The organism is Leptospira alstonii serovar Sichuan str. 79601 (assembly GCF_000347175.1).
Lineage (GTDB): Bacteria > Spirochaetota > Leptospiria > Leptospirales > Leptospiraceae > Leptospira > Leptospira alstonii.
This window is the reverse complement of sequence record NZ_ANIK01000065.1, coordinates 32791-54990: the sequence shown is the minus strand read 5'-3', so window position 1 is coordinate 54990 and position 22200 is coordinate 32791. Positions and strand designations below refer to the sequence as shown.

The following is a 22200-nucleotide window of genomic DNA, read 5'->3' as shown; positions in this document are numbered from 1 at the left end:
AGTTCTTCGACGCTTTCCTTAAGGGGCTTGCTACGGCTCGCTCGATTGAAACAAATCGTTCCATTCTTGTTTTGCTTTTTCCCATCTTCGTTTTCGGTCTTTTGGATCTTTGATCTTGAGATACAGTCTAGGTTCTTTTTCGGGAAACGTAATCCTTACTCTGTGTTCGTGAAGGACTTCAATGAGAACGTTATGCTTGCTTTCAATGTCGATCTGATAGAGAACGACGCTTTTCATTCGCATGGGAACCGTTCCTTGACCTAAGTCGCCGATCCCGTCCCTAAAATTCAATTCCACACATTCGACGGGTTTGTGCCAGACGTCGCAGAACCTTCCTTCCGGAGGAGGAACGGGTTTCAGTCCGCAGGAAAGGATCCAGCTCCAAAGGAAGAACGCGGGTGCGATTGCAAAAAATCCTTTCAAGACTTTTCGGAGGGAAAAATTTTTCACTTCGTTTAACATCGAATATTAATTTTTCGGAAAGTTCTACCGATCCGATTCCAAGTTGAGTTTGGTTTTGAGTGTCGGTTTTTCCTCTATGATTTCTTTTGCGAGTTTTACGATCTCTTCCCGTCTGTCTTCCGCCTTAGGATAAAGTTCCTCTAAAATTGCGATCGATTTGGCGTGTAGATTTTGAAGTCTGAAAATTTTCGCCTCTAAAATCCAGGATCCGATCGTGATAAAGTCTTCGTTTTCGTTTCTAACCTTACGGATAAAGTTGAGGGAAGAAACGTACTGTCCCGCGCGAAACTCGGAAAGTCCGGTTAAAAAATGCGCCTCTCTTTCGGTGAGAAGGATCGATCCGGTGGATTCGGGGCTCGCGAGATTACGTTTTAAAAATTCCGTATCTCCCGATAAGGACGCTCCTAAAATCGCAATCCAAGTATAACCGATCTTAAATTCGGGGCCGATCTTATCGTAGGGGATCGAATTCAAAAGATGCGTGAGGGACTTTCTGGAAAGATGTTGTTTGATCGTTTCACCGAACGCGATCATCGTTTCGTTATCGGGGTTTTCGCTCATAACGGGATCGATCGCCTTTGCGCGGAGTGCGTTACGATACATTTCTTCCAGGATCGGAAGATACGATCCGTCCTCTTGGAGAAAGTCGTTGAACCCCGAATAGGCGAGTTTTACCAGAGTTCCCGAATCGAAGGAAAATCCGTTGAGTAAAAACGAATTATAATTTCCTAATGCAACGTAAAAGTATCCCAATTCGTCCGAAGGATTTGCGTGAACGTAATCCTTGGCGGCGTTTTGAAAATTTTTCACGGCGCCTTCTTCGAGAGTCCCCGAGGAAATTTGTTGTTGAATGTTTTTTCTTTCTTTTTCGAGAAGAATTTTTCTATCACCTGCGAATAGATTCTTAATACTCTGGCGTAAAAAAAATCCCGTCCCGCCTAATATTAGTATAAGAGCGGCGAAAATATAAGGTTTATAACTGGTTTTCTTTTTGTAACTTTTCAGGCCGGATTGATACAACATACTTCGTCGATTTTTTATCCGCCCATTCAGGGTTCACGTATTTTTTGAATTCTCTTTAGCCCCTAAAACTTGACACTGAGGGCTCCGCTGATTCCGTTGGATTCTATGCCTTACGATTACGATTTTGACGAAGATTTTGAAGTTGAGACCGGTGGCGACGAGAATGTCACCGGTGAAGACGTGTTAACGTTTGCTTGTGAAGATTGCGATCACCGTTGGGAAGAGGACGCTTACGAAGCGGAAGACTACGGTTCCGAAGGGGCGATTTGTCCGATGTGCGGTTCCTCAGTAGTAATCGAACTTTGAAAAATGCCCGGCCGGTTCGGCGATTCCTAAAGGATTTTGTTTTCCGGCTTTTCGGGTCCGTATTCGTTCCGTTTATTTTATTTCCTCAAAGTCCGCTCGTTCCCACCGATTTCAGCGACGTTTACGATTTTTACAAAAAGGGAAACTATGATACTTTAGTAAAGGTTTCTCGAACCGCGCTTCGAAAGGAGGAAGTCGATTATAGAATTTTACTTTTATATACCGCCGCGGAAAAAGATCCGGAAGAAATCGATAAAACATTAAGAAGTATTTACGAGAAGAAGGAATCTCATCCCGGAATTTTTTACAACGCGGTATTTTTGTTTTTGGAACGTTGTCTGGTATTGGGAGACGAACCTTCCGGGATTTATTGGGGAAAAATTTTCATCGAGAACGGAACGTCTTCGGTGCGTTATGCGGAAGGCCTTTACACCTACGCCTGCATTTTGTACGAAGCCGGAAAATTCCCGGAGGCGAAACAGATTCTTTCCAAGCTCAAGGAATCGAAATCGACCGAAAAACTCGCGAAGAAAATTCGAATCTTAGAATTGAACATCGAAAAAAAAATGGAGGCGCAGACGTGAAAATACTCAAAGTACAAACCGGAAAACTCAAAGGTAAGTCGATCGAAACGCCTCCCGCAGTCGCGGGAAATACGAACTTTACTCCCGCTATTTTAAAAAAATCGGTTTTTGATATTATCGGTTCTTTGGTTTTAAAAGGAAGATTGATTCCGGAAGAATCCGCCTTTGTGGATTTTTTTGCGGGTTCGGGACAGATGGGTTTGGAAGCCGTAAGCCGAGGATTTGCAAAGGTCGTTTTGTACGAATTGGCCTGGGAAAGATCGGACAGTCTCCGAAAACTTTTCACTAAGATCGGAGATAACTGCGAAATATTTCGTAAGGACGTATTCCGTTTTTATGATAAACTCGATCTCCCCGAAAAGTCGAAAGTTTATTTTTTAGATCCCCCTTATTCTTTTTGGGATAAGAAGAATGAAAAAATCAAATCGGTTTTGGATGGATTGTTAAGCGACGAATCCACCGTGGTCGTTTTTGTCCAGTCTCCGATCGATCCGGGTTGGTCCGATTATCAAACCCGCAAGTTCGGAAAGAATTTTTTGACTTTCCGAGTGAACGGAGGCCGGTTCTTAGAAACGGAAATTGCAGAAACTTCGGAAGCGGATTCTTTGCAAGAGGAAGAGGGAAACTCGGAAGAAGAATGAGTTTGGAATATTAGAGTTGTTGAAAAAAATCAAAGTTCTATTCGCCGAAAAACCGGTTCGACTTTATCTTCGATTTTTCGGGATCGGAACGGGAATTTCCATTTTGACCTTGATCTTAAATTCCTCGTTTCAGATCATGGGAGTGGATCTTTCCGAGTTTAAGTCCCTATTTTTTTCCTTCCTACCTTTATTCTTAAAAGATTATATTCAAACTTTATTAGCGAGCGGAGTTTTATTCGGCGTTATCGGTTTGCTTCTTTCTTCGGCGTTTTGGGGAGAGAATTCAAAAGAAAAAGGACGACAAAATGCGGATACGATACGACCAAACGAACAGGGTCAAACGGAATCCGTTGAAGGAACGAACCGAATAGGGATCGATCCGATTTCCAAAAAGGAATTAAATCGAAACGAAGTAGGTGAAAGAAAACGGGAAAACGGAATTCGAAATTCCTTTGCAAAGGAACTTTGGCTCTTCGGAATTTTTGTTTTTCTTCTTTGGTGTCATTCCGTAATTTTTTATCCTCAGCTCTACGGGGAATTTTTCTTTTATCGATTCGGTTTCTTACGTTATTTTTTGTTTTTTCTGACGGATTGGGTGCATCCCCGGATTCCGCAGACGATCGCTTTGGGAATTTTGGGAGTTTGTGTCGGTCGGTATTCTTTTTTTCTGATTGCCGGTAAGGAATGGTCAAAACTCACGACCTTTTTTTCTTTTTCTGTTTTTCTTTTTATTTTTCATTCTTTGGGAAGCGTTCTTGGGATTTTCATCGTTACTTTAGCCTATCTTTTTATTCGAATATTCGAAAATAAAAAAGTTTCTATTTCGATGGGAATGATTGCGGTTCTATGGGCGATCGTTTCTTTTTTAAACGTAAAAACGCGGGCGAAAACGGATATTCCCGTCGTTTCCGAAAATTTTCCGAACGTTTTGATCTTAAGCGCGGACAGTCTTCGCGCGGATAAGATGGGATATGCCCAAGGAAAAGGAGGTTTAACTCCTCATATCGATTCTCTCTCTAAGGATTCCGTAATATTCCAAGATCATCATACTACGATTCCGAGAACTTTTCCCGCTTGGGCGGATTTGCTCACCGGACAACCTAGTTTTGTACACGGAATCCAGGATATGTTTCCCGACGCCAAGGATCGCGGCGGTTTGAAAGAGAAAACCCTTCCGACTCTTCTTTCCAAACTCGGATATCGAACGAACGTAGTTTCTTCGTTTGCGGGAGATATTTTTCCTCGGGCCGATTGGGGATTTCAATCGGTCCAGGCGCCGATCTTTCACGCGGGAACTCTTACGGCCCAGAGGATTTTGGAATCTCAGATTTTTTTGCTTCCTATCCTGACCGGATCGATCCCCGGCGCGGGAGAATATTGGAGTGTGATCCGCGGCTTTCCGAGTTTGGGAGACGATTCTAAAATTCTTCCGGATCTTTTTTCCGGTCTCAAAAAGGATTCCTCTCCTTTTTTTACCGTATACTTTTCTTCCGTGACCCATTTCCCTTTCAGCCCTCCGTATCCGTACTACAAAAATTTTACAAATTCTGAATATTATGGAAAATTTAAGTATTTTAAGTTCGTGGACCCGAGCGATTCCTCCGAACTTTCGCGAGCCGATCGGGAACAGATCCGGGGACTTTTTCAGGCTTCCATTTTTTCCTTCGACGCAACGGTGGGTAGGATCGTGGATCGACTTAAAAAAGAAGGGATGTACGATTCCACCCTGATCGTTTTGACGAGCGATCACGGAGAATCCCTGTTCGAGGCCGATCATGGTCACGGACACGGGGAACACTTAAGAGGGGAGGCTGTGACTCGTATTCCTCTTCTCATTAAATTTCCGCAAAATATAGGCGGGGGCCGGAAGTTTGACGGAATCAGCAGTTCTTTGGATTTGTTTCCGACGCTTCTTACTTTTATTTCTGAAAAAATAGGGGATCTTTCCCTAAGGAAAAAACTTTTAAACGAACTCGCAAATCGATCCGGAAGGGATCTTTCTTTCGCTTTGAATTCAAAGACTTGGAAGGATTCCAGGAATGTCTACGGAGAAACGGGGGTTTGGTTCAGCGACCTGGGAAATCATTTCTTCCAAAAGGAAAGAATTTTTTATCCCAACATTCTTCAACTGCATTCCATCGAACCGGGAGAAATTCCTTGGATCGTGATCGGAGACCCTTACGCGAAAGAAAGTGTGATCGTTTCCAAACATAGAATGTTTCAGAATGGAACCCGCAAGTTGATCTACACGCCCTCCGAGAACGGGGTCCGCTGGCATTGTTACGATCGAATCTCGGATCCTTGGAACACAAAACCGCTTCCTTCCTCCGAGTGTTCTTCTTTAAGGAGTTCTCTCGTTTCGTTTTTGATCGCTTCCGGAAAGTTCAAGAAAGCAGGGGAGTATTTCCTCCCTTTGTCAAATTGATGCTTGAAGAATGCGACTAAACTAAAAATCTGTATTTTCGTATGCCTAGAAGAGAAGATATTCGCTCTGTACTCATCCTGGGTTCCGGTCCGATCGTAATCGGGCAGGCGTGTGAATTCGATTATTCCGGAACTCAAGCCGCCAAAGCCCTGAAAGAAAAAGGGATTCGTGTTATTTTACTGAACTCAAATCCGGCGACCATCATGACCGACCCGGATCTTGCGGACGCCACATACATAGAACCGATGACGGTCAATGTGGTTCAAAAGATTCTCGAGAAGGAAAAACCCGACGCAATTCTTCCCACGGTCGGAGGTCAGACCGCACTCAATCTGGCCCTTGCCTGTAACACCGCCGGTATTTTAGAAAAATATAATGTAGAATTGATCGGCGCCAAAGTGGACGCGATCAAAAAAGCGGAAGACAGGGAACTGTTTAAAAAGGCGATGGAAAAAATCGGAATAAAAGTTCCCGCATCCGGCCTCGCTAACAATCTCAAAGACGCCGCCGAAGTCAAAAAAAGACTCGGTCTTCCGCTCATCGTTCGTCCCGCGTTCACTCTCGGAGGAACCGGGGGCGGGATCGCATTTACGGAGGAAACTTTCGAAGAAGTCGTTTCCAAGGGGCTCAAGGCTTCTCCGATCAGCCAGGTTCTTTTGGAGGAATCGGTTCTGGGTTGGAAAGAATTCGAACTCGAAGTGATGCGAGATCTGGCGGATAACGTGGTCATCATCTGTTCGATCGAAAACATCGATCCTATGGGAGTTCACACGGGAGATTCCATCACCGTGGCTCCTCAACAAACCCTTTCCGATAAAGAATACCAAAATCTGAGAGACATGTCGATCGCAATCATCCGGGAAATCGGAGTGGAAACCGGCGGTTCCAACATTCAGTTCGCGGTCAATCCGGCAAACGGAGACGTGATCGTCATCGAGATGAACCCGCGTGTTTCCCGGTCTTCGGCTCTCGCTTCCAAGGCGACCGGTTTTCCGATCGCAAAGATCGCGGCTCTTCTTTCCATAGGTTATACGTTAGACGAAATTAAGAACGATATCACCCGAGTGACTCCGGCGTCCTTCGAACCTTCGATCGACTACGTCGTAACAAAGGTTCCTCGTTTCGCGTTCGAAAAATTTCCCGGTACCGACGATACTCTCGGAGTTCAGATGAAGGCCGTCGGAGAAGCGATGGCGATCGGTAGAACTTTTAAGGAAAGTTTTCAGAAAGCGCTTCGTTCCTTGGAAACCGACCGTTACGGTTTCGGTTCGGACGGATACTTTCAAGAATTATTATATGCAAGAAGTCTAAATCCCGATCAAAGAAAGGAATGGATCGATTCTTTTCTGAAACGTCCGAACGACAAACGTATTTTTTACATTAAACTCGCCTTCGACGAAGGTTATACCGTGGATCAAATCCACGATCTCTGCAAGGTGGACAGATGGTTCCTCTGGCAGATGGAAGACCTTCTCGAATTGGAAAAGGAATTTTCAGAAAAGGGAAGTTCCGTTCTTTCCAAAATGAAACAAGCCGGTTTTTCAAACAGACAACTCTCCTTTTTAAGGAATAAAAAACGGATTCTGGATTTGCTCGACGGCGGACTTAGGGTCGATCTGAAAAAAACGGAAATTCAGAATATTCTAAAGAACTCGGAAGAAGAAATCGAATCGGAACTCGGTTCCAAAAAGATTCTTCCCGTTTACAAAAGAATCGACACCTGCGCCGGAGAATTCGAGGCTTATACTCCTTATTTCTATTCTTCCTATGACGAAGAGGACGAATCCGATGTGACTAACGCAAGATCGGTTATGATCCTCGGAGGAGGTCCGAACCGGATCGGTCAGGGGATCGAATTCGACTACTGTTGTTGTCAGGCTTCTTACGCGCTTCAGGATTTGGGAGTGGAGTCCATCATGGTCAACTCGAATCCGGAAACGGTTTCGACCGACTACGACACTTCGGATCGTCTTTATTTCGAACCTCTGACCCTGGAAGACGTGTATCGCATTTATCAAAACGAAAAACCGGAGGGTGTGATCGTTCAGTTCGGCGGTCAGACCCCTCTGAAACTCGCGAAGGATTTGGAAAGAAAGGGAGTGAAAATTCTCGGTACTAGCCCGGACTCCATCGACCGCGCGGAAGACAGAAAACGTTTCGTAGAAGTATTAGAAAAATTGAAACTGAATTCCCCCGAAAGCGGGATCGCCACTTCCATGGAAGAGGCGAGAGAGATCGCTCAAAAGATCACGTATCCCGTTTTGGTTCGTCCTAGTTACGTTCTCGGCGGAAGGGCGATGCTCATCATCAACGAAGAGAAAGAACTGGATCGTTACATGGAAAAAGCGGAAGAGATCTCGAAAGACAGACCTCTTTTGATCGATTCCTTTTTGGAAGACGCGGTGGAAGTGGACGTGGACGCTCTTTGCGACGGAAAAGACGTTTTTGTCACGGGTATCATGGAGCACATCGAAGAGGCGGGGGTTCATAGCGGGGATTCGGCCTGCGTTCTTCCTCCGCAAACACTTTCCAAAAAGATGATGGAAGAAATCCGCAAAGCGACGGTCGCGCTTTCTCTCGAACTTCAGGTTAAGGGTTTGATCAACATTCAATACGCCGTCAAAGAAGAAGTTCTTTATATCATAGAAGTCAATCCGAGGGCTTCGAGGACCGTTCCTTTCGTTTCCAAGGCCCTCGGACATCCGATCGTAAAATACGCCACTCGAATCATGATGGGAGAATCTTTGAAGAGTCTTCCTCTTCCGAAAGAAATGGCCTTCTCTCAAGTTTGTGTAAAGGAAGTCGTTCTTCCGTTTAATAAATTTCCGGGAGTGGATACGATTCTAGGACCGGAGATGCGTTCGACCGGAGAAGTGATGGGCATCGCTTCCACTGCGGGTGAGGCGTTTTTAAAATCCCAATACATGGCCGGGGACGAGTTGCCTTCTCAGGGAACCGTGTTCGTAAGTATCAACGATAAGACGAAGTCGGAACTTCTTTCTTATATCAAGAATCTTTCCGAACTCGGTTTCAATTTGATCGCTACTTCGGGAACTCATAAATTTCTTTCGGACAACGGAATTCTTTCTTCCAAGATTAATAAGGTCTACGACGGAGTGTTTCCGACCGCCCTCGATTATATTCGGGAGAATAAGATTCATCTCATTATAAACACGCCTCTTTCCAGAGTTACGAGAGACGATAGTTTTACGATCCGTCAGGCGGCGATTCGGTTCAAGGTGCCTTGTTTGACTACGTCTAACGCCGCTAAGGCGCTCATCAAAGGAATGGTGGAGATGAAAAACAAGGGTTTTACGATCCATTCTCTTCAGGAAATCCATTCGATGCCTAAGATTCTTTAAGTAGAATTTTAGAATATTTTTAAGTTTTGTGCCTTTTTTTCTTAAAACCGCATCCCCTGAGAGCGATTTGCGGAACCGCTTCGGGTATGGACATTCTTCTGTTGAGTTCCGATAAAAAGATTCAATCCGCTTTGAATGAGGGGTTGGTCGGTTCCGATTCTCTTTTGATTCCTATGAGTTATTGGAATCAGTTGAACATGGTTCAAAGAAAAGCTCTTTCTAAGAAACTTCCGTTTTTGCTCAAGAGATATACGAAATACGTCGCTTCCTTGAATCGACTTCACTGGAGAGGTGGTAAGATCAAGTACAATTGGGGCGTCGGCGAGTTGAAGAAGATGACGATTCATGTGAATTCGGGCGTTTGGGCCGTTTTGGGTGCTTTGGCGGGCGCACACGGTGTTTCGAGGTGTTATCTTTTCAACTATCTTCTCTGGCTTGAAGAAACTGGAGTTGGGGATTCTATCGAAGATACGATGAATCGAGGAGTTCCTCGGTTTCATGGGATTTACAGAATGATCTGGACCTTGGATCTACGGAAAAATCGAATATCCAGAGAGTTATACTTCGAACCAAATCCGTTGAGAAGCGAGCATGCTTATTCATTGCCTCAGCCGGACCACTAAAAAAGTCATTCCACAGAATTACAAACGAAATCGCTCCGTTAAACTTAAACTCCTAAAAATGAGAGTTCCCCTTCCTGCGTCGTCTCGAACCGTTAGTTGTCCAAAGGAATCAGTTTTTGGGAATAGATCTCCGAAGAAACTAGTTGGAAAAAATCGTAAAATCCCGGGTAACGGCTCAACACGTTCTTTTCCTTGAACAAGCCGAAAGCAAGAAAAAGATGAGCGTACAATGTGAACCTTCTATCGTATTTGAATGTCACAGGCTCCTTTAATGATTCCGACTCGATCGTAAATTCGACTCTCCTTGCAAAGGAATTCCACGTAGGAATGAGTCCTAAGGTGAAAGTCGTCAATAAGATCGTTGTGGTCAGCCTCTTACTATCGTTATAGTCTACCAATTTCACCCGAATTACGTTCTTGAATTTTTTTCGGAGAAGGTCCACGTCGTCGATTCCTTTAAAGGCAATTATAATATTTTGAAAACAACGGCATTGCGCAAAGGTGGTGGCAAAGAATCTTTTTTCATACGCGCCGACCAAGGGATTTCGGAATTTCAGAAGATTGTCGTCTCCCGTTTGAGAGATGTCTTCTTGATCTACCAAATCCGGACTCACGTTGCTCCGAAATTCTTCGATAATCACCAACGTTTCCTGCAATCGAGGAAGGTTACCGCCGAGTTCGATTTTGGGAGGAAGTTCTTTTTCGGTAATCGTTAGACAACTTTGTAAAAGAAAACCTATAACGATAAAAAGAATTCTATTTTTCAAAATGATTGGCTTCTGAGGCAAAATTATTTTCATAGGTAAAAAGGAGACAGGTTAATGTCAAGTTTTTTAAACCGATTTGTGTTAGTTGCATTTTTTGTAATGTTATCCAACTGTACGAAAGACGTCGTACGCGTATATAATCCAATAACGGAAAAAGATAAGAACTCCTACGGGATCATGGCATTCGGACTTTATGCGTACAATCAAAGTCATAAGGATATATTGAATCTATTCAGTAAGGATTCCGGAACGGTTTTTACCGATCTTGAAAGGCAGGGAGTCAAATTTTCAGAAATCCTTACGAAAGACGCAAAAAAAAATCCGCAGAATATAAGTCCGTATCCGGTCGAGGAACCGGTGATGGCGGAAAAAACGGATTCCACTCAATACTTTGAAGGAAAAACTGGATATATTTCTCCGTTTTATCTATTACTCTCCCTGGATCCTGCAAAAGAATATGCGATTACCGGCGTAACTTATACTTATCAGGTAAGTTGCGGCCAGAAATGTCGACGGACGATTGTCCGCGACTTTCCGGTGGAGCCTTCCAAATCGTTTAAGGCCTTTCCCATCAAGACGACGGCGGGGGATATAACTTTTGGCGGGATCTTAATGGCAAGAGTGCTTCCCACAACTAAAAGCGATCCTTACGGTATTGGAGACGATACTCCGAATCTCAGCGATCTTTTCGCGGGAAATAAAGTATCGGTGAATATAGAACCCGGAGAGGAACATATCAAAGGAATGGAATCCGATTCTTTGAGGGAATTTTTTTACCGCGGAGTCGTGGATAGTAAGAACGCGGAAAAATTATTCTACGAGAATCTGATCAAAGTTTATCCGGAAGGTTATTGGAAAACCCTTGCGGAAAAAAAGAGAGCCGCCTTGGGCAATTGATTTTATGCAAAGTCATACAAATCGATTTTCGATTTACATGACTTTCGTTCGGGACGAGAAAATCGAAACGGAAACAATTACTTCTTCCGGTAAAGGTCCGCAAATCTTCCTAGTGAACTCGGACGTTAGCGCAACGTGAAGGTTGAAAGTTTGGGCGAATCCGGCCTTACGGCCGGACCGCGCTTTCTGCTCCAATCAACAAATTGATAAATCGCTCTAAAAGTGAAAAATTTTCGTTATACCAATTTGTTGATTCCGCTTCAATCGCTTTCGCATGGGTTATACCGAACTCACGTTAAAATAAAATTTAGAGAAGAGTCGATTTAACTCGGAACAAGACGTCTGAAAATGGAAAATATGCGAAAGACTCTCCGTCTTTTGTAAAAAACTTATTATTTTAAATAAAAAAATAATTTCATGAAATGAGCGGGATTTCACTCTAAGATTAAAACGATGTCTCTTCTTGAATCTGAAAAATTACCCTTGGGAAGTCTACTTCCCGACTTCCGGTTGGCGGATCCGAACGGAAATATGTATTTGTCGGACCAGTTATCGGGTTCGACGGGATTGTTGTTGGTTGTTACCTGCAATCATTGTCCTTATGCCCAAGCGATTTGGCCAAGACTGATCCGTTTTGCCGGAGAAATTCTTTCTCTTGGGGTCAGAACGGTCGCAATCAATCCGAACATACACCCCGATTATCCGGACGATTCTCCTCGGATGATGCTTTCGAAAATTAAGGAATGGGGAATTTCCTTTCCTTATTTGGCGGATGAAACTCAAGAAGTCGCCAAAAAGTTAGGGTCGATTTGTACTCCGGATATCTATCTCTACGACGGCGAACAAAGGCTTTATTATCATGGAAGAATGGATGATAACTGGAAAAATGAGAAGCAGGTTTCCAGAAAGGAATTGGAATACGCGGTCCATCAACTCGTAAAAGGAAATCCCGCACCGATCAATCAAATGCCTTCTATAGGTTGTTCCATCAAATGGAAGGAATAGACTCTTGCCCTCGATAACACCCGATCATACTCCGATCGCCGCAGAATCTTTTCCGGACGCGGACGTAATCAGCGAACACTATCGCGAGGTCGAAACGAAAGCGTTGGATCATTTTAGAAATGAGTTTAGAAAAAACGAAAGTTCTTTGAATAACGTTCCTACCACCGCTCTGATAACTTTTTTGAAAAGGAGCGGGAATCTATATCAGGATTGGAGAATATTAAAAAAGAATCTTACGGATAAATACGCGGAACTTCAGAAGAGTCGGAATGCGGAATACGAATTGATTTATCGTAAGCTTGTGGCGAATAAAAGCCGTAAGATGAAACCGACCGCTCTGATCGGGGATATCTTTCAGTCCGTGGTCGACGGCGTTTTGAATACCGTATATATCTGGTTCGATTTGGACAAAAAAGCGGAATCCGGGCCGCCGCCCCGCCCGATAGATCCGCGCGTTTCATCCGCAAAGGACGAGGATGTTAAAAAACTCTATCGGGAGATGATTCAGAAAAAACTGAAAGAGAGAGATCGAAGTTTTTCACTATTTCAGGATTTGTTGAAGGATTCGGCTCTGAATTGGAACCGATCCTATCGGAAAAAATTCCATCAAAGTCTCGCCTCCACGGTCAAACGATTGGACTCGTCTAAGGCAAGTAAGGCGGAAATCTTAAACAAAAAAAAGGTCGCTAAAAAGGCGATTCTCGGTTTTCACGAGGAGGATACGATCCAAAGATATTCCATTTTTATGATAGACTTTTTTTTGGATCGGCTTCTTAAAAAGGAACCGATCCCGGAAGATAAGATCGTTATACTTGAAAAGTTTGAAAATACGAAAGCGGAAGAACTTAAAAATCAGGCGGATGCCGCGCCGACCGGGGAAAATTCCGGGGTACAAAGGCCGCGCGATCCGGTCGCCACATCCGAACCTAAAAATCAAAAATCGAATTCCCCTAAGAAGGAATGTCCGATCACCGATCTTCCCGATCATCTGATCAAAGAATGTTATTCCGACTATTTGATCGTGGATTTATCCACAAAGGAAAAACGTCTCGAATTACATCGAATCCGTTTGGGAAAGGAAAATCAAAATACAAGAGCCGAAGCCATAGAATTTTTCAGTCAATGCGCGAACAAGGATTCCTCCGCGGTTATGTTGGCCGAGTCCGTTCTTAAAAAACACAATATCACCCGGGAAGAAGAGAGTAGGTTGAACGAAATGATTCGCAAACAAAAGACCTGCAAGTAAAGTCGCCGCAAATCAAATAATCCTGACATCTGACCCCTATTCACTGAAATCTAAAATGTGGGAACTCCCACGTTTTTAGGCGACCGGTAGAACTCCGATCTCTCTCATGCCGTTATGGATAAAATCGGAAAAATTTTAATCCTGACATCTGATCCCTATCCACTGAAATCTAAAACCTATCCCCTAAAATGTTCGAATCCTGATTGTTCGAAGGTCTTTTCCGAGTTTCCTTGGAAGAACTTCACACCTTTCCAATCCGTAGTCGCGTATCCGATTTTTGTGACTAAAATTTCGTCTAACGTGCTCGGCAATTCGTCCGGGCTTAGAAAGAGAAGTTCCAATTCTTCCCCGGAACTTAAAACCTCGTCTAAACTCAAATAGGCGGAAGAAGGGGAAGGAATTTTTTCAAGATCGATTTTTAAACCGAGTTCCGAAGAAGAAGCCAACTTCGGAAGATCTTGTAAAAGCCCGTCGGTAAGATCCATACAACAGGAAACCGAAAAACGTTTTGAAAGTTCTTTGGCAACGTTCAGTCTCGCATTGGGAGTGAGATGTCTTTCCAAGGCCAGACTTCGGAGAGGTTCGGGAACTTCCAGGTGTTCATTCAAAAGTTTGTAACCGAGCAGAGAAAGGCCGACCGAACCCGTGAGATAGAGAAAATCTCGATTCTTACCGCCGGAACGTTTCCAGGCCCGAGTCGTAACGCCGATCAAGGTCAGGGTCAGATTGAGAGAAGGAGAACGATACGTATCACCGCCGCAGAGTTCGATGTCGTAAGAGGATAATGTTTTCTGCAAAGCGGAAGAGAAAGGTAGAATCCATTCTGCCCGGGAACATTGCGGACTGAGACCGAGATTTAAAAACGCCTTAGTCGGAACTCCTCCACCCGCAGCGATATCGGAGACGTTCACTTCCACGAGTTTTTTTGCGATTTCTTTCGGGCCGCTCCACTCGGTTCTAAAATGAGTTCCTTCGCAAATCGTATCGGTGGTAAAGATCCGACCTTCTTCGTCCAGATAACAGTCGTCAGTCTGAACGATTCCGGGCGGATAGAGGATGCGGATGATATCCGATTCTTTCAAATGTAAATTTTCCTTCAAAAATCTTGACTTTCTTCGATTTCAAGCCAGTCTGAAAAACTATGAAACGAAACATTCTATTCTATTGTTTGATCCTACTTCCTTTTGTCGCCGGATTTTCAAAAGAGCCCGATAAAAACCAAACCTGCACATACTCGTACGATCACGCGAGTACGAAGTTCGGTTGGAAGGCGTTTAAGTTTACTGAGAAAACCGGGGTCGGAGGTTCCTTCGATAAGATCGAAGTGGTCGGAACTACTGCCGGAAATTCTCCCGAAAAAGCCCTCAAAGGACTGAAGTTTACGATCGATCCGAACACGGTCAACTCGGGGAACAACGATCGGGACGCAAAGATCAAGTCCGCGTTTTTCTATCCGTTGAAGAAGAACGGAAAGATCGAGGGAAAGGTCGTTTCAGCGGAATTGAATTCCGACAAAACTACCGGGAAAGGAGTGATCTCCCTCGCTTTCAACGGGGTTGTTAAAAATTTGGACGTAATTTTTACCCTTCAGGAAGGAAACCGGCTCAGCGCGAATTCAAAGTTGGAGCTCGGAGATTTTAAAGCCCTGACGGCGGTGGATGCGCTCAATCAAGTATGCAAGGAATTGCATAAAGGAAAAGACGGTGTCTCCAAACTTTGGCCGGAAATCGAACTTACGATAACCACACAACTCAAAACCGACTGCAAATGATTATCGATGGGTCTGACCAACCTCGCAAATGACAAGGAGTATCCTTCTAAAAAGTGGGAACTCCAACACCTGACCCTAGTCACTTGAAATGTGTAAAGTCCTAACACCTAAAACCTATGCACTAATTCCTAAAACGAATTCCCGCGTTTTAGCGATCGATCGGGTCAGGATCTTACATCTTGACCTGGGATCCGATTTCTAAAACCTGACAACTAATTGTATAAACGAAATGGAATATTCTAAAATCAAATACTTACTCAAATCGTCCGCCATTCGGATATTGCGTAAGGATTTTGCCGGGGTAATCGTTTCGTTTCTTTACGACCAATTCAAAACCGGAAACCGATTTTGGATTCCCACGACCGAAATGAGTCTAAACCTACGAAATTTTTTGGAAGACCTTAAAGACGAAGGGGATGTGGATCCGTCCGATTTTGCCAGGAGTTCGGACGTATATATAAACGAATGGGTCAACGAAGGCTTTTTAACCAACCGCGTGCAAATCGTGGACGGGTCGGAGGAAATTATCCTGGAACTCACGCCCGAAATGGAAAAACTATTTTCTTGGTTGGAAGATTTAAGGGATTTGGAAAGTAACGAGATTGTCGGAACGGAATCCCGTTTTTTTTCGATACTCAATAAACTCAAGGAAATCGTAGAGGAAACCGTATCCGGACCCGAGGAAAAAATTCGACAATTGGAAAAGAAAAAAGAGGAACTGGATTTGGAAATCGCACAAATACGGAAGAGCGGTCGTGTGGACGTTTTTCCAAGCGAAAGAATTCAGAGCCAATTTTTGTACGCAAAGAAGGAAGCCTTAAGTCTGTTAGGCGATTTTAAACAGGTGGAAAGTAATTTTCACGATATGACCCAATCCATACATCGAAAGTATTTGGAGATCGCCGAAAAGGGAGATATTTTGGAATTCGTTTTAGGAGAGGATACGGAACTGTTAAACTCCGCACAAGGGCGGAGTTTTCAAACTTTTTGGGAGTTCCTTCGTTCCGAAAAACACCAGGATTTTTTGGAAAAGCTGATTCAAACCTTGTATTCGATGCCGGATGTTCTTACGGCGGATCCCGAATATTTTTTTAAAAAGTTAAGAAAGAATCTCAGGGAAGCGGGCGCAAGAGTCAATACGGTCGTTTCTCAGATGTCGGAACAACTCAAGAAAACTCTTGTAGATCAAACTATATTAGGAAATCGTAAAGTTAAGGAACTCATCAACGAAATCAAAAATTCCGTGTTGAACTCCGATCTGTCCTCCGATTTCGCCTTTCACGATTTCGAGGAGCCGGACGTCCGGCTTACGATGGAAAGGCCGATTTGGAAAGGGGACGATTTTGATTCTTCCCGAACCGTATTTGTGGAAGAACAACAGGAAAGTTTTTTCGATTGGGAAACGTTGTATCCGATGATTCGAGGAATCGATCCGGAAATATTGGAAGGGAACATTCGATCCTTATTACGGTATAAACCGGAGATCGGATTGGAGGAGGTTTTACGACAATATCCGGATCAGACGAGTTTGGAGGAAATCGTGATTTATCTTTGGATCGCGAGCGTTCGGGAGACCTATTCCATCGACGCACGGGATTTTTTTCGATGGATACGGGATAAGGAAATCGTATATCGAATTCCTAAAGTAATTTATAGGGTAAGGGAAGATGGATAAGTTAATCGATTGCGCTTCCTCGGTCCTGAAACTTTTGCGCGGGCCGATCAGTCTGGACGATGATCCGAAAGCCTGGGATCAATTGCGAAGATATGAAAAAGAAGTCCGCGAATATTTCGAGAAGATCGGACTGATTCTTCATTTGGACGAAGCGGATTGTTACGCGTTTTTAAGACAAACCTCGGACGATACCGACGAGGGCGATAAGGAAAAACTTCCCGTAATTACGAGAAAGATCGCAATCAATCGAAAGGAAACTCTTCTTTTGGTACTTTTGCGGGAAGTGATTTTGGAAAGGGAAGAAAAGGATCCGTCTTCTTCCGTGATCGTCCGAAAAGAGGACATATACGAACTTTTAAAACCGTATTTTCCGAAAACGACCAATGAAGTGGATCTTTACAAGGAATTCGACCGGATGATCCGCGCCGTGGAAAATTTGGGATTTATCCGAATGATGGACGGTTCGGGAATCAAAATCCGAAAGATTTTAAAGGCAAAACTCTCCGTGGCCGACTTGGAACGGATCAAGTCGAAATTTCGGGAAGGAGACTCCGATGACGAGCCTATTCAATCTCAGAACGAGTGAACTTCCGAGCGGCTTCCGACTTCAAAGTCTGGAAGTGCTCAACTGGGGGACGTTCAACGGCCAGGTTTGGAAACTTTCTCCGGAAGGCGATAATTTCTTATTAACCGGAGCGAACGGCTCTGGCAAATCCACCTTGGTCGACGCGGTCCTCACTCTATTAGTTCCTTCTAATAAAAGAAATTATAATATAGCTTCCGGATTCGAAAGCAGAAGAAAGGACCGAAGCGAAAAAACCTACGTGGAAGGACATTACGGAAGGGACGCGTCCGGCGCGGAAGGAATTTTGAAGGTTCGTAAAAATCAGGAGGATTGTTATTCGGTGCTTTCCGCGGTTTTTTCCGAACCGGAAAAAAATACGTTCGTCGCTTTGGCTCAAGTTTTTTGGTTTCAGGGAGGGGAGCTGAATAAGTTTTTTCTAATCGCCGACAAACCCCTTTCCGTCCGGGATTCTCTCCTGCTAAATCGACGTTCGATCAAAAATCTGAAAGCGGATTTGAAAAACGAAGGCGTTCGTATATTCGAAAATTTTAAAGCGTATTCGGCTGAATTCCGGAATTTGGTGGGATTAAGGTCCGAAAAGGCGATCGATCTGTTCAATCAAATCGTAGGGATCAAATCTCTCGGAGTTTTAAACGACTTCGTTCGGGAACATATGTTGGAACGGATCGACGTTCGGTCCAAAATCGAGGAACTGGATAAAAGTTATTCCAATTTGTCGGAAGCGTATCAGGCGATCGTCAAAGCCCGGGAACAATTGAAACTTTTGGAGCCGATCGGAGAAAAGGCCGGGGATTTGCGTAAGGTTCGGACAAAAATAAAATTTGCGGAAAAACTTTTAAAATCCCTCGTCCCTTACTTTTCAAAACTTCATCTGGAAATATTATCCAAGGACGAAAAGGAAAAAGAATTAGAACTTTCTAAAATTCAAGATCAATTGTATTCGATCCGCGCGGACGTCGAACGACTTCGGGAGGCAGAACTCAAAATCGCCGTCAGCCTGGAAAACAACGATACGGTCCGAAGGATCGCCGACCTTAAAAAAAGAATCGAGGATTTGCAAAAGGAAAAATCGATTCGAGACGGGTCCTGGAAACAATATTCCGATCTTGCTTCCAGTTTGAATCTGCCCTATGAAAGAAAGGAAACCGATTTTTACGAAGTATTTCGTCTTTCCGGGGTTCGTCTGGAAGAAAACGAATCGCACAAGGAAATTCTCCGAACACAGATCACGGAATTGGAAGTGGAAAATAAGAGTTTGGAAAAGCGCAATCGAATCACGGGAGAGGAGATTGCCCATCTGAAAAAAAGCAAACATCTGCTTCATCCAGACAAAGTGAAAATCAGAAATCAAATTTCAGAAACGTTGGGAATTTCCGTTCAGGAACTCCCCTTTGTCTGCGAACTCATTCAAGTAAAGGAAACGGAAAGGCCTTGGCTCGGCGCGATCGAAAGATTGATGCATAGTTTCGGATTGCGTATGCTTGTACCGGAAATTCATTATAAAAGGATAACCGAATATGTAAATCGGACTTTTTTGAATTCTAAGTTCACTTATTTTCGAATGTTGCCCGTCTCCGGATATTCGAACGAATCTCCCGCAAATAAAAACGAGGTGTTTTATAAACTCGAGATCAAGCCGGAATTGGATTCCGAGAAAAGACGATGGATCGAATCGCAGATTCTACGCGATTATAACTATGTTTGTTGCGATATCGATTCTTTCTATAACTACGATAAGGCGATAACGACGGAAGGATTGATCAAAACCGGAAAAATCCGTCATGAAAAAGACGATCGTTCCAATGTGAGCGACGGAAGAAATTTTATTTTAGGTTGGAACAACCTGGAAAAGATCCGCGCGTTGGAGGAGGAATTCGTGGAGACCGGAAAACGAATCTACGAGCTGACTTCCAAATTGAAAGAATACAGAAAACAAGAGGACACAAACTCGCAGGAACGGTCGGATCTGAATCGGATTCGGGAGTTCAACGTCTTTTCCAAAATCGACATCGAAGGGATTCAATCCGATTTGCAAAAGTCGAACGTGTATTTGGAGGAATTGGAACGTTCCTCGGAAGATTACAAAAAGCTCAAGTCCCAACACGATACGGTCAAAAAAAGTTTGGGCGAATCGGTCCTGCTGGAAAAAGAAGCCGAAAAAACGATCACCGTTTTGGAACAAAGGATCGACCAAATCCAAGAAAAACGTTCCGAGTTGTTACAAACCGTTTCCGAATATTCCCTTGAGGAACTTTCGGACGCTTTCGAGGAAATCTCCAAAAGAACGTTAGACGAAACCTTGACCGGCGAAAATCTTTATATGATTCGTAAAAAATTGAAAGAATTTATGGAATCCGAAAAAACCGAGTTGGTTTCGGAGGAATTCAAAATCGCCGACGATTTAAACAAACGACTCGATAAGTACGTAAAAAAATTTTCCGAAGATTCGGAAAGAATCGGGCTCGTCGGTAACGCGGATTATATCGAATCCTTTGAAGAGGAGTTGGAAAAGATCAGAAAAGAAAGATTGCCCGAATTTGAAAACCGATTCCGGACCATGATGGACGATAAGGTTTCGAAACAGATCATAGAATTTAAGATGGGATTGGAAGACGACGTTTTGGAAATCAAGGAACGGATCCAAGAGTTGAACGAATCCCTTCGTTGGTTGGATTACGTAAAAGATAAAACGTACATTCAATTGGAATTCTCGGATACGAAAAACAAGGAGATCGTCGGAGAAAACGGTTTTAAGTTTTTATTAAAAGAATGTATACCGAATGTGGGAGACGGGTCTTCCAACGAGGATAAATTTCAGAAAATCAGGGAACTCTTGGATCGACTGAAAGTTCAGGACGGAAACGATCGTTGGTCCAAGTCGGTAACGGACACAAGAAACTGGTTGGACTTCCGGGTTGTGGAATTCGATAAGGAAACCAATAAACCGAAGGAAGTGTACGATTCTTCCGCCGGAAAGTCGGGAGGTCAGACCGTAAAATTGGCTTATACGATCCTTGCGTCGGCGATCGCCTATCAATTCGGTTTCAGAAATAAGAAGTCGTTTCGATTCGTGGTTATCGACGAGATGTTCAACAATTTGGACAATTCCAATTCCAAATATGCGATGGACCTATTTCAACAATTGGGTCTGCAACTCCTGGTGGTCACTCCCATGGATAGAATCGGAGTGGTGGAACCTTATATATCCTCCGCAAATTTCGTAAGTATCAATTCCGAAGGGAACGGTTCGAGTGTGGTTCCCATTACGAAAGAAAAATTAAAAAATAATAAATTAGAAAATTATGTTTTAGAAAACGGAAACGTTTCATCATGATCTCCCCGGAAGAGATCCTAAAAAAGGCCGAAAAATACTTCCCCACCGTACTAAAAAATTTCCTTTTAAACGTATCCTCGTTTCCTTGGGAGATTTCCGTCGGAAAGGTTTCGCCGGGTGAATTGTTGCGTTTTGCGGAACCGCTCAGAATTTTGGAAAAAAATTCCAAACAAGAAAGAGGGTTCGGGTACCGGTTGTTTTCTTCTCCGAAGGAAACCCGGAAATTCGGAACTCAAACCTTGCCCGAAAGTATTGTATTCGATACGCAGTCGGACTTTTTGATTTATATCGGAAAGGAGAAGGAGTTCGCGTCCTATCAAAAAAACGTAAAGTTAATCCTGAATTTGATGCCCGATTTACGCGATTGGATTTTGGAATTTCCGATGTTTGTGATCGAAAAGGAAGACGGTTGGGAAGAACTATTGGAGGTTTGCGATTACTTCCGGAAAAATCCGAAGTCGGGACTTTATATCAGAGAACTGCCCGTTCGAGTTCATACGAAATTTATAGAAGAGAATAAGACGATCTTAAGAAAACTATTGGATTTTTTAATACCGAACGAAGTTCTCGTAGAGAGTTCCGTATTCGAGGACAGATACGGATTAAAAAGGGAAGAGGGGCTGGTTCGGTTTCGGATTTTGGATTCGGAAATATCCAAAAACTGTTTCGGCGGTCTGTCGGATATCAGCGTGCCGATCGGAGAATTCCGTTCGTTGCAAATTCAAGGTTGCGAAAGAATTTTACTGATCGAAAATAAAACTAATTTTTCGAATATTCATAATTTCTTAACCATTCCTAAGTTGCAAAAAACCGTCGCCATTTTCGGCAAAGGGTGGGGATTGGGAATTTTAAGGGATTGTGAGTGGCTGAAAACAAAGGAACTTTTTTATTGGGGAGATTTGGACGTTCAAGGATTCGAAATTTTATCCACGCTCCGGGAGATTTTTCCGGCCGTTCGATCTTTTTTGATGGATCGAAAAACGTTTCATACCTTTCGTGAGTTTGCGGTGAACGGAGTTCTCGGAAGAGTCGCCGGACTTCGTTTTTTAAGCGAGGAAGAGAGTGCGACTTGGGAACTTCTAACTTCTCTTCCCGAAAAAAATCGTCTAGAACAGGAACGAATCCCGAATTGGTACGTGGAAGAAGTCTTGAGCGAGTTATTTTAAAGGGAATTCAGTTTTTGACTAAACAGAACTGGCCCTTCGGAGATTCATTTCTAGGCGCGCTTTCCGGTTCCGAACCCAATGCATTTATAGATCGTCCCGAAACTCGAAAAGAAAAACGTGGGAGTTCCCACGTTCTAGGGGTCAGTGGATAGGGATCAGATGTCAGGGTTAGGATTTTACAACAGGTCTTCCTTTTTATGACGACTTTTTCTAGCTGCTACAAGGGGAATCATCTGCTCGTTGTTTGACTCGAATTGGCGGTTTGCGAGGGACAGGCTCTTTTTTCTTGACTTCGGGATTCAAAGCGAAACTCTGGCTTCTACAGGA

Annotated in this window: 18 protein-coding genes and 1 pseudogene; 15 read left to right on the top strand and 4 right to left on the bottom strand. The window is 43.6% G+C overall.

Going from position 1 to position 22200, the window contains the following annotated elements; genetic code table 11:
• Positions 1-30: 30 nt before the first annotated feature.
• Both LEP1GSC194_RS13825 and LEP1GSC194_RS13820 read right to left on the bottom strand, forming a co-directional pair.
• Positions 31-462, bottom strand: a complete 432-nt coding sequence (locus LEP1GSC194_RS13825; RefSeq protein WP_017809502.1) for an LIC12806 family lipoprotein — start codon at positions 460-462, stop codon at positions 31-33.
• A gap of 24 nt (positions 463-486) precedes the next feature.
• Complete coding sequence (locus tag LEP1GSC194_RS13820) at positions 487-1485, bottom strand: hypothetical protein (protein WP_021064416.1); 999 nt, start codon at positions 1483-1485, stop codon at positions 487-489.
• Between the two features lie 105 nt (positions 1486-1590).
• Between LEP1GSC194_RS13820 and LEP1GSC194_RS13815 the strand changes: the two genes are divergently transcribed.
• The 7 genes and pseudogenes from LEP1GSC194_RS13815 (at position 1591) to LEP1GSC194_RS13790 (ending at position 9426) form a co-directional block, all read left to right on the top strand.
• Positions 1591-1791: a hypothetical protein gene (locus LEP1GSC194_RS13815; protein ID WP_020774121.1), complete on the top strand. Its 201-nt coding sequence runs from the start codon at positions 1591-1593 to the stop codon at positions 1789-1791.
• The gene (locus LEP1GSC194_RS13810) at positions 1788-2375 is read left to right on the top strand and encodes a hypothetical protein (RefSeq protein WP_020774151.1); all 588 of its coding nucleotides are present in this window, start codon (positions 1788-1790) and stop codon (positions 2373-2375) included. The genes LEP1GSC194_RS13815 and LEP1GSC194_RS13810 overlap by 4 nt, the downstream gene beginning before the upstream one ends.
• Entirely contained in the window at positions 2372-3016 is a 645-nt protein-coding gene (locus LEP1GSC194_RS13805) for an RsmD family RNA methyltransferase (protein WP_017808088.1), read from the top strand. The genes LEP1GSC194_RS13810 and LEP1GSC194_RS13805 overlap by 4 nt, the downstream gene beginning before the upstream one ends.
• Positions 3017-3152: 136 nt before the next feature.
• Positions 3153-3800: pseudogene (locus LEP1GSC194_RS23640) on the top strand (hypothetical protein); the annotation flags it as partial.
• A 42-nt stretch (positions 3801-3842) separates the two neighbouring features.
• On the top strand, positions 3843-5441 hold the full coding sequence (locus LEP1GSC194_RS13800; RefSeq protein ID WP_408605337.1) for a sulfatase-like hydrolase/transferase: 1599 nt from the start codon (positions 3843-3845) through the stop codon (positions 5439-5441).
• Positions 5442-5482: 41 nt separating this feature from the next.
• Positions 5483-8803 (top strand): carbamoyl-phosphate synthase large subunit, encoded by a 3321-nt coding sequence (gene carB / locus LEP1GSC194_RS13795; protein ID WP_020774145.1) that lies wholly within the window; start codon positions 5483-5485, stop codon positions 8801-8803.
• Between the two features lie 86 nt (positions 8804-8889).
• Positions 8890-9426, top strand: a complete 537-nt coding sequence (locus tag LEP1GSC194_RS13790; protein ID WP_051185249.1) for a DUF1564 domain-containing protein — start codon at positions 8890-8892, stop codon at positions 9424-9426.
• 92 nt (positions 9427-9518) lie between these two features.
• Here the strand turns inward: LEP1GSC194_RS13790 and LEP1GSC194_RS13785 are convergent, their stop codons facing one another.
• Positions 9519-10193, bottom strand: coding sequence for a hypothetical protein (locus tag LEP1GSC194_RS13785; protein WP_020774123.1), 675 nt, complete (start codon positions 10191-10193; stop codon positions 9519-9521).
• A gap of 54 nt (positions 10194-10247) precedes the next feature.
• Here LEP1GSC194_RS13785 and lp30 point away from each other — a divergent pair, with 54 nt between their 5' ends.
• From lp30 to LEP1GSC194_RS13770, 3 genes are all read left to right on the top strand, one after another.
• Positions 10248-11090, top strand: a complete 843-nt coding sequence (gene lp30 / locus LEP1GSC194_RS13780; protein ID WP_020774156.1) for a plasminogen-binding receptor Lp30 — start codon at positions 10248-10250, stop codon at positions 11088-11090.
• A gap of 453 nt (positions 11091-11543) precedes the next feature.
• Complete coding sequence (locus LEP1GSC194_RS13775) at positions 11544-12095, top strand: thioredoxin family protein (RefSeq protein ID WP_017810269.1); 552 nt, start codon at positions 11544-11546, stop codon at positions 12093-12095.
• Positions 12096-12099: 4 nt separating this feature from the next.
• Positions 12100-13341, top strand: coding sequence for a hypothetical protein (locus LEP1GSC194_RS13770; RefSeq protein WP_020774158.1), 1242 nt, complete (start codon positions 12100-12102; stop codon positions 13339-13341).
• A gap of 176 nt (positions 13342-13517) precedes the next feature.
• On the opposite strand, the gene thiL is transcribed toward LEP1GSC194_RS13770, so the two are convergent.
• A complete protein-coding gene (gene thiL / locus LEP1GSC194_RS13765) occupies positions 13518-14441 on the bottom strand; it encodes a thiamine-phosphate kinase (protein WP_036042907.1) in 924 nt (307 codons plus the stop codon).
• 41 nt (positions 14442-14482) lie between these two features.
• Between thiL and LEP1GSC194_RS13760 the strand changes: the two genes are divergently transcribed.
• The 5 genes from LEP1GSC194_RS13760 to LEP1GSC194_RS13740 all read left to right on the top strand — a co-directional run bounded on the left by LEP1GSC194_RS13760 (position 14483) and on the right by LEP1GSC194_RS13740 (position 21873).
• On the top strand, positions 14483-15112 hold the full coding sequence (locus LEP1GSC194_RS13760) for a YceI family protein (protein ID WP_020774122.1): 630 nt from the start codon (positions 14483-14485) through the stop codon (positions 15110-15112).
• A gap of 229 nt (positions 15113-15341) precedes the next feature.
• Entirely contained in the window at positions 15342-16787 is a 1446-nt protein-coding gene (locus tag LEP1GSC194_RS13755) for a DUF3375 family protein (RefSeq protein WP_020774170.1), read from the top strand.
• On the top strand, positions 16780-17373 hold the full coding sequence (locus LEP1GSC194_RS13750) for a DUF4194 domain-containing protein (RefSeq protein ID WP_017808403.1): 594 nt from the start codon (positions 16780-16782) through the stop codon (positions 17371-17373). The genes LEP1GSC194_RS13755 and LEP1GSC194_RS13750 overlap by 8 nt, the downstream gene beginning before the upstream one ends.
• The gene (locus LEP1GSC194_RS13745) at positions 17342-20707 is read left to right on the top strand and encodes an ATP-binding protein (RefSeq protein WP_020774127.1); all 3366 of its coding nucleotides are present in this window, start codon (positions 17342-17344) and stop codon (positions 20705-20707) included. Before LEP1GSC194_RS13750 ends, LEP1GSC194_RS13745 begins: the two co-directional genes overlap by 32 nt.
• Positions 20704-21873: a Wadjet anti-phage system protein JetD domain-containing protein gene (locus tag LEP1GSC194_RS13740; protein WP_020774149.1), complete on the top strand. Its 1170-nt coding sequence runs from the start codon at positions 20704-20706 to the stop codon at positions 21871-21873. Before LEP1GSC194_RS13745 ends, LEP1GSC194_RS13740 begins: the two co-directional genes overlap by 4 nt.
• Positions 21874-22200: the final 327 nt, after the last annotated feature.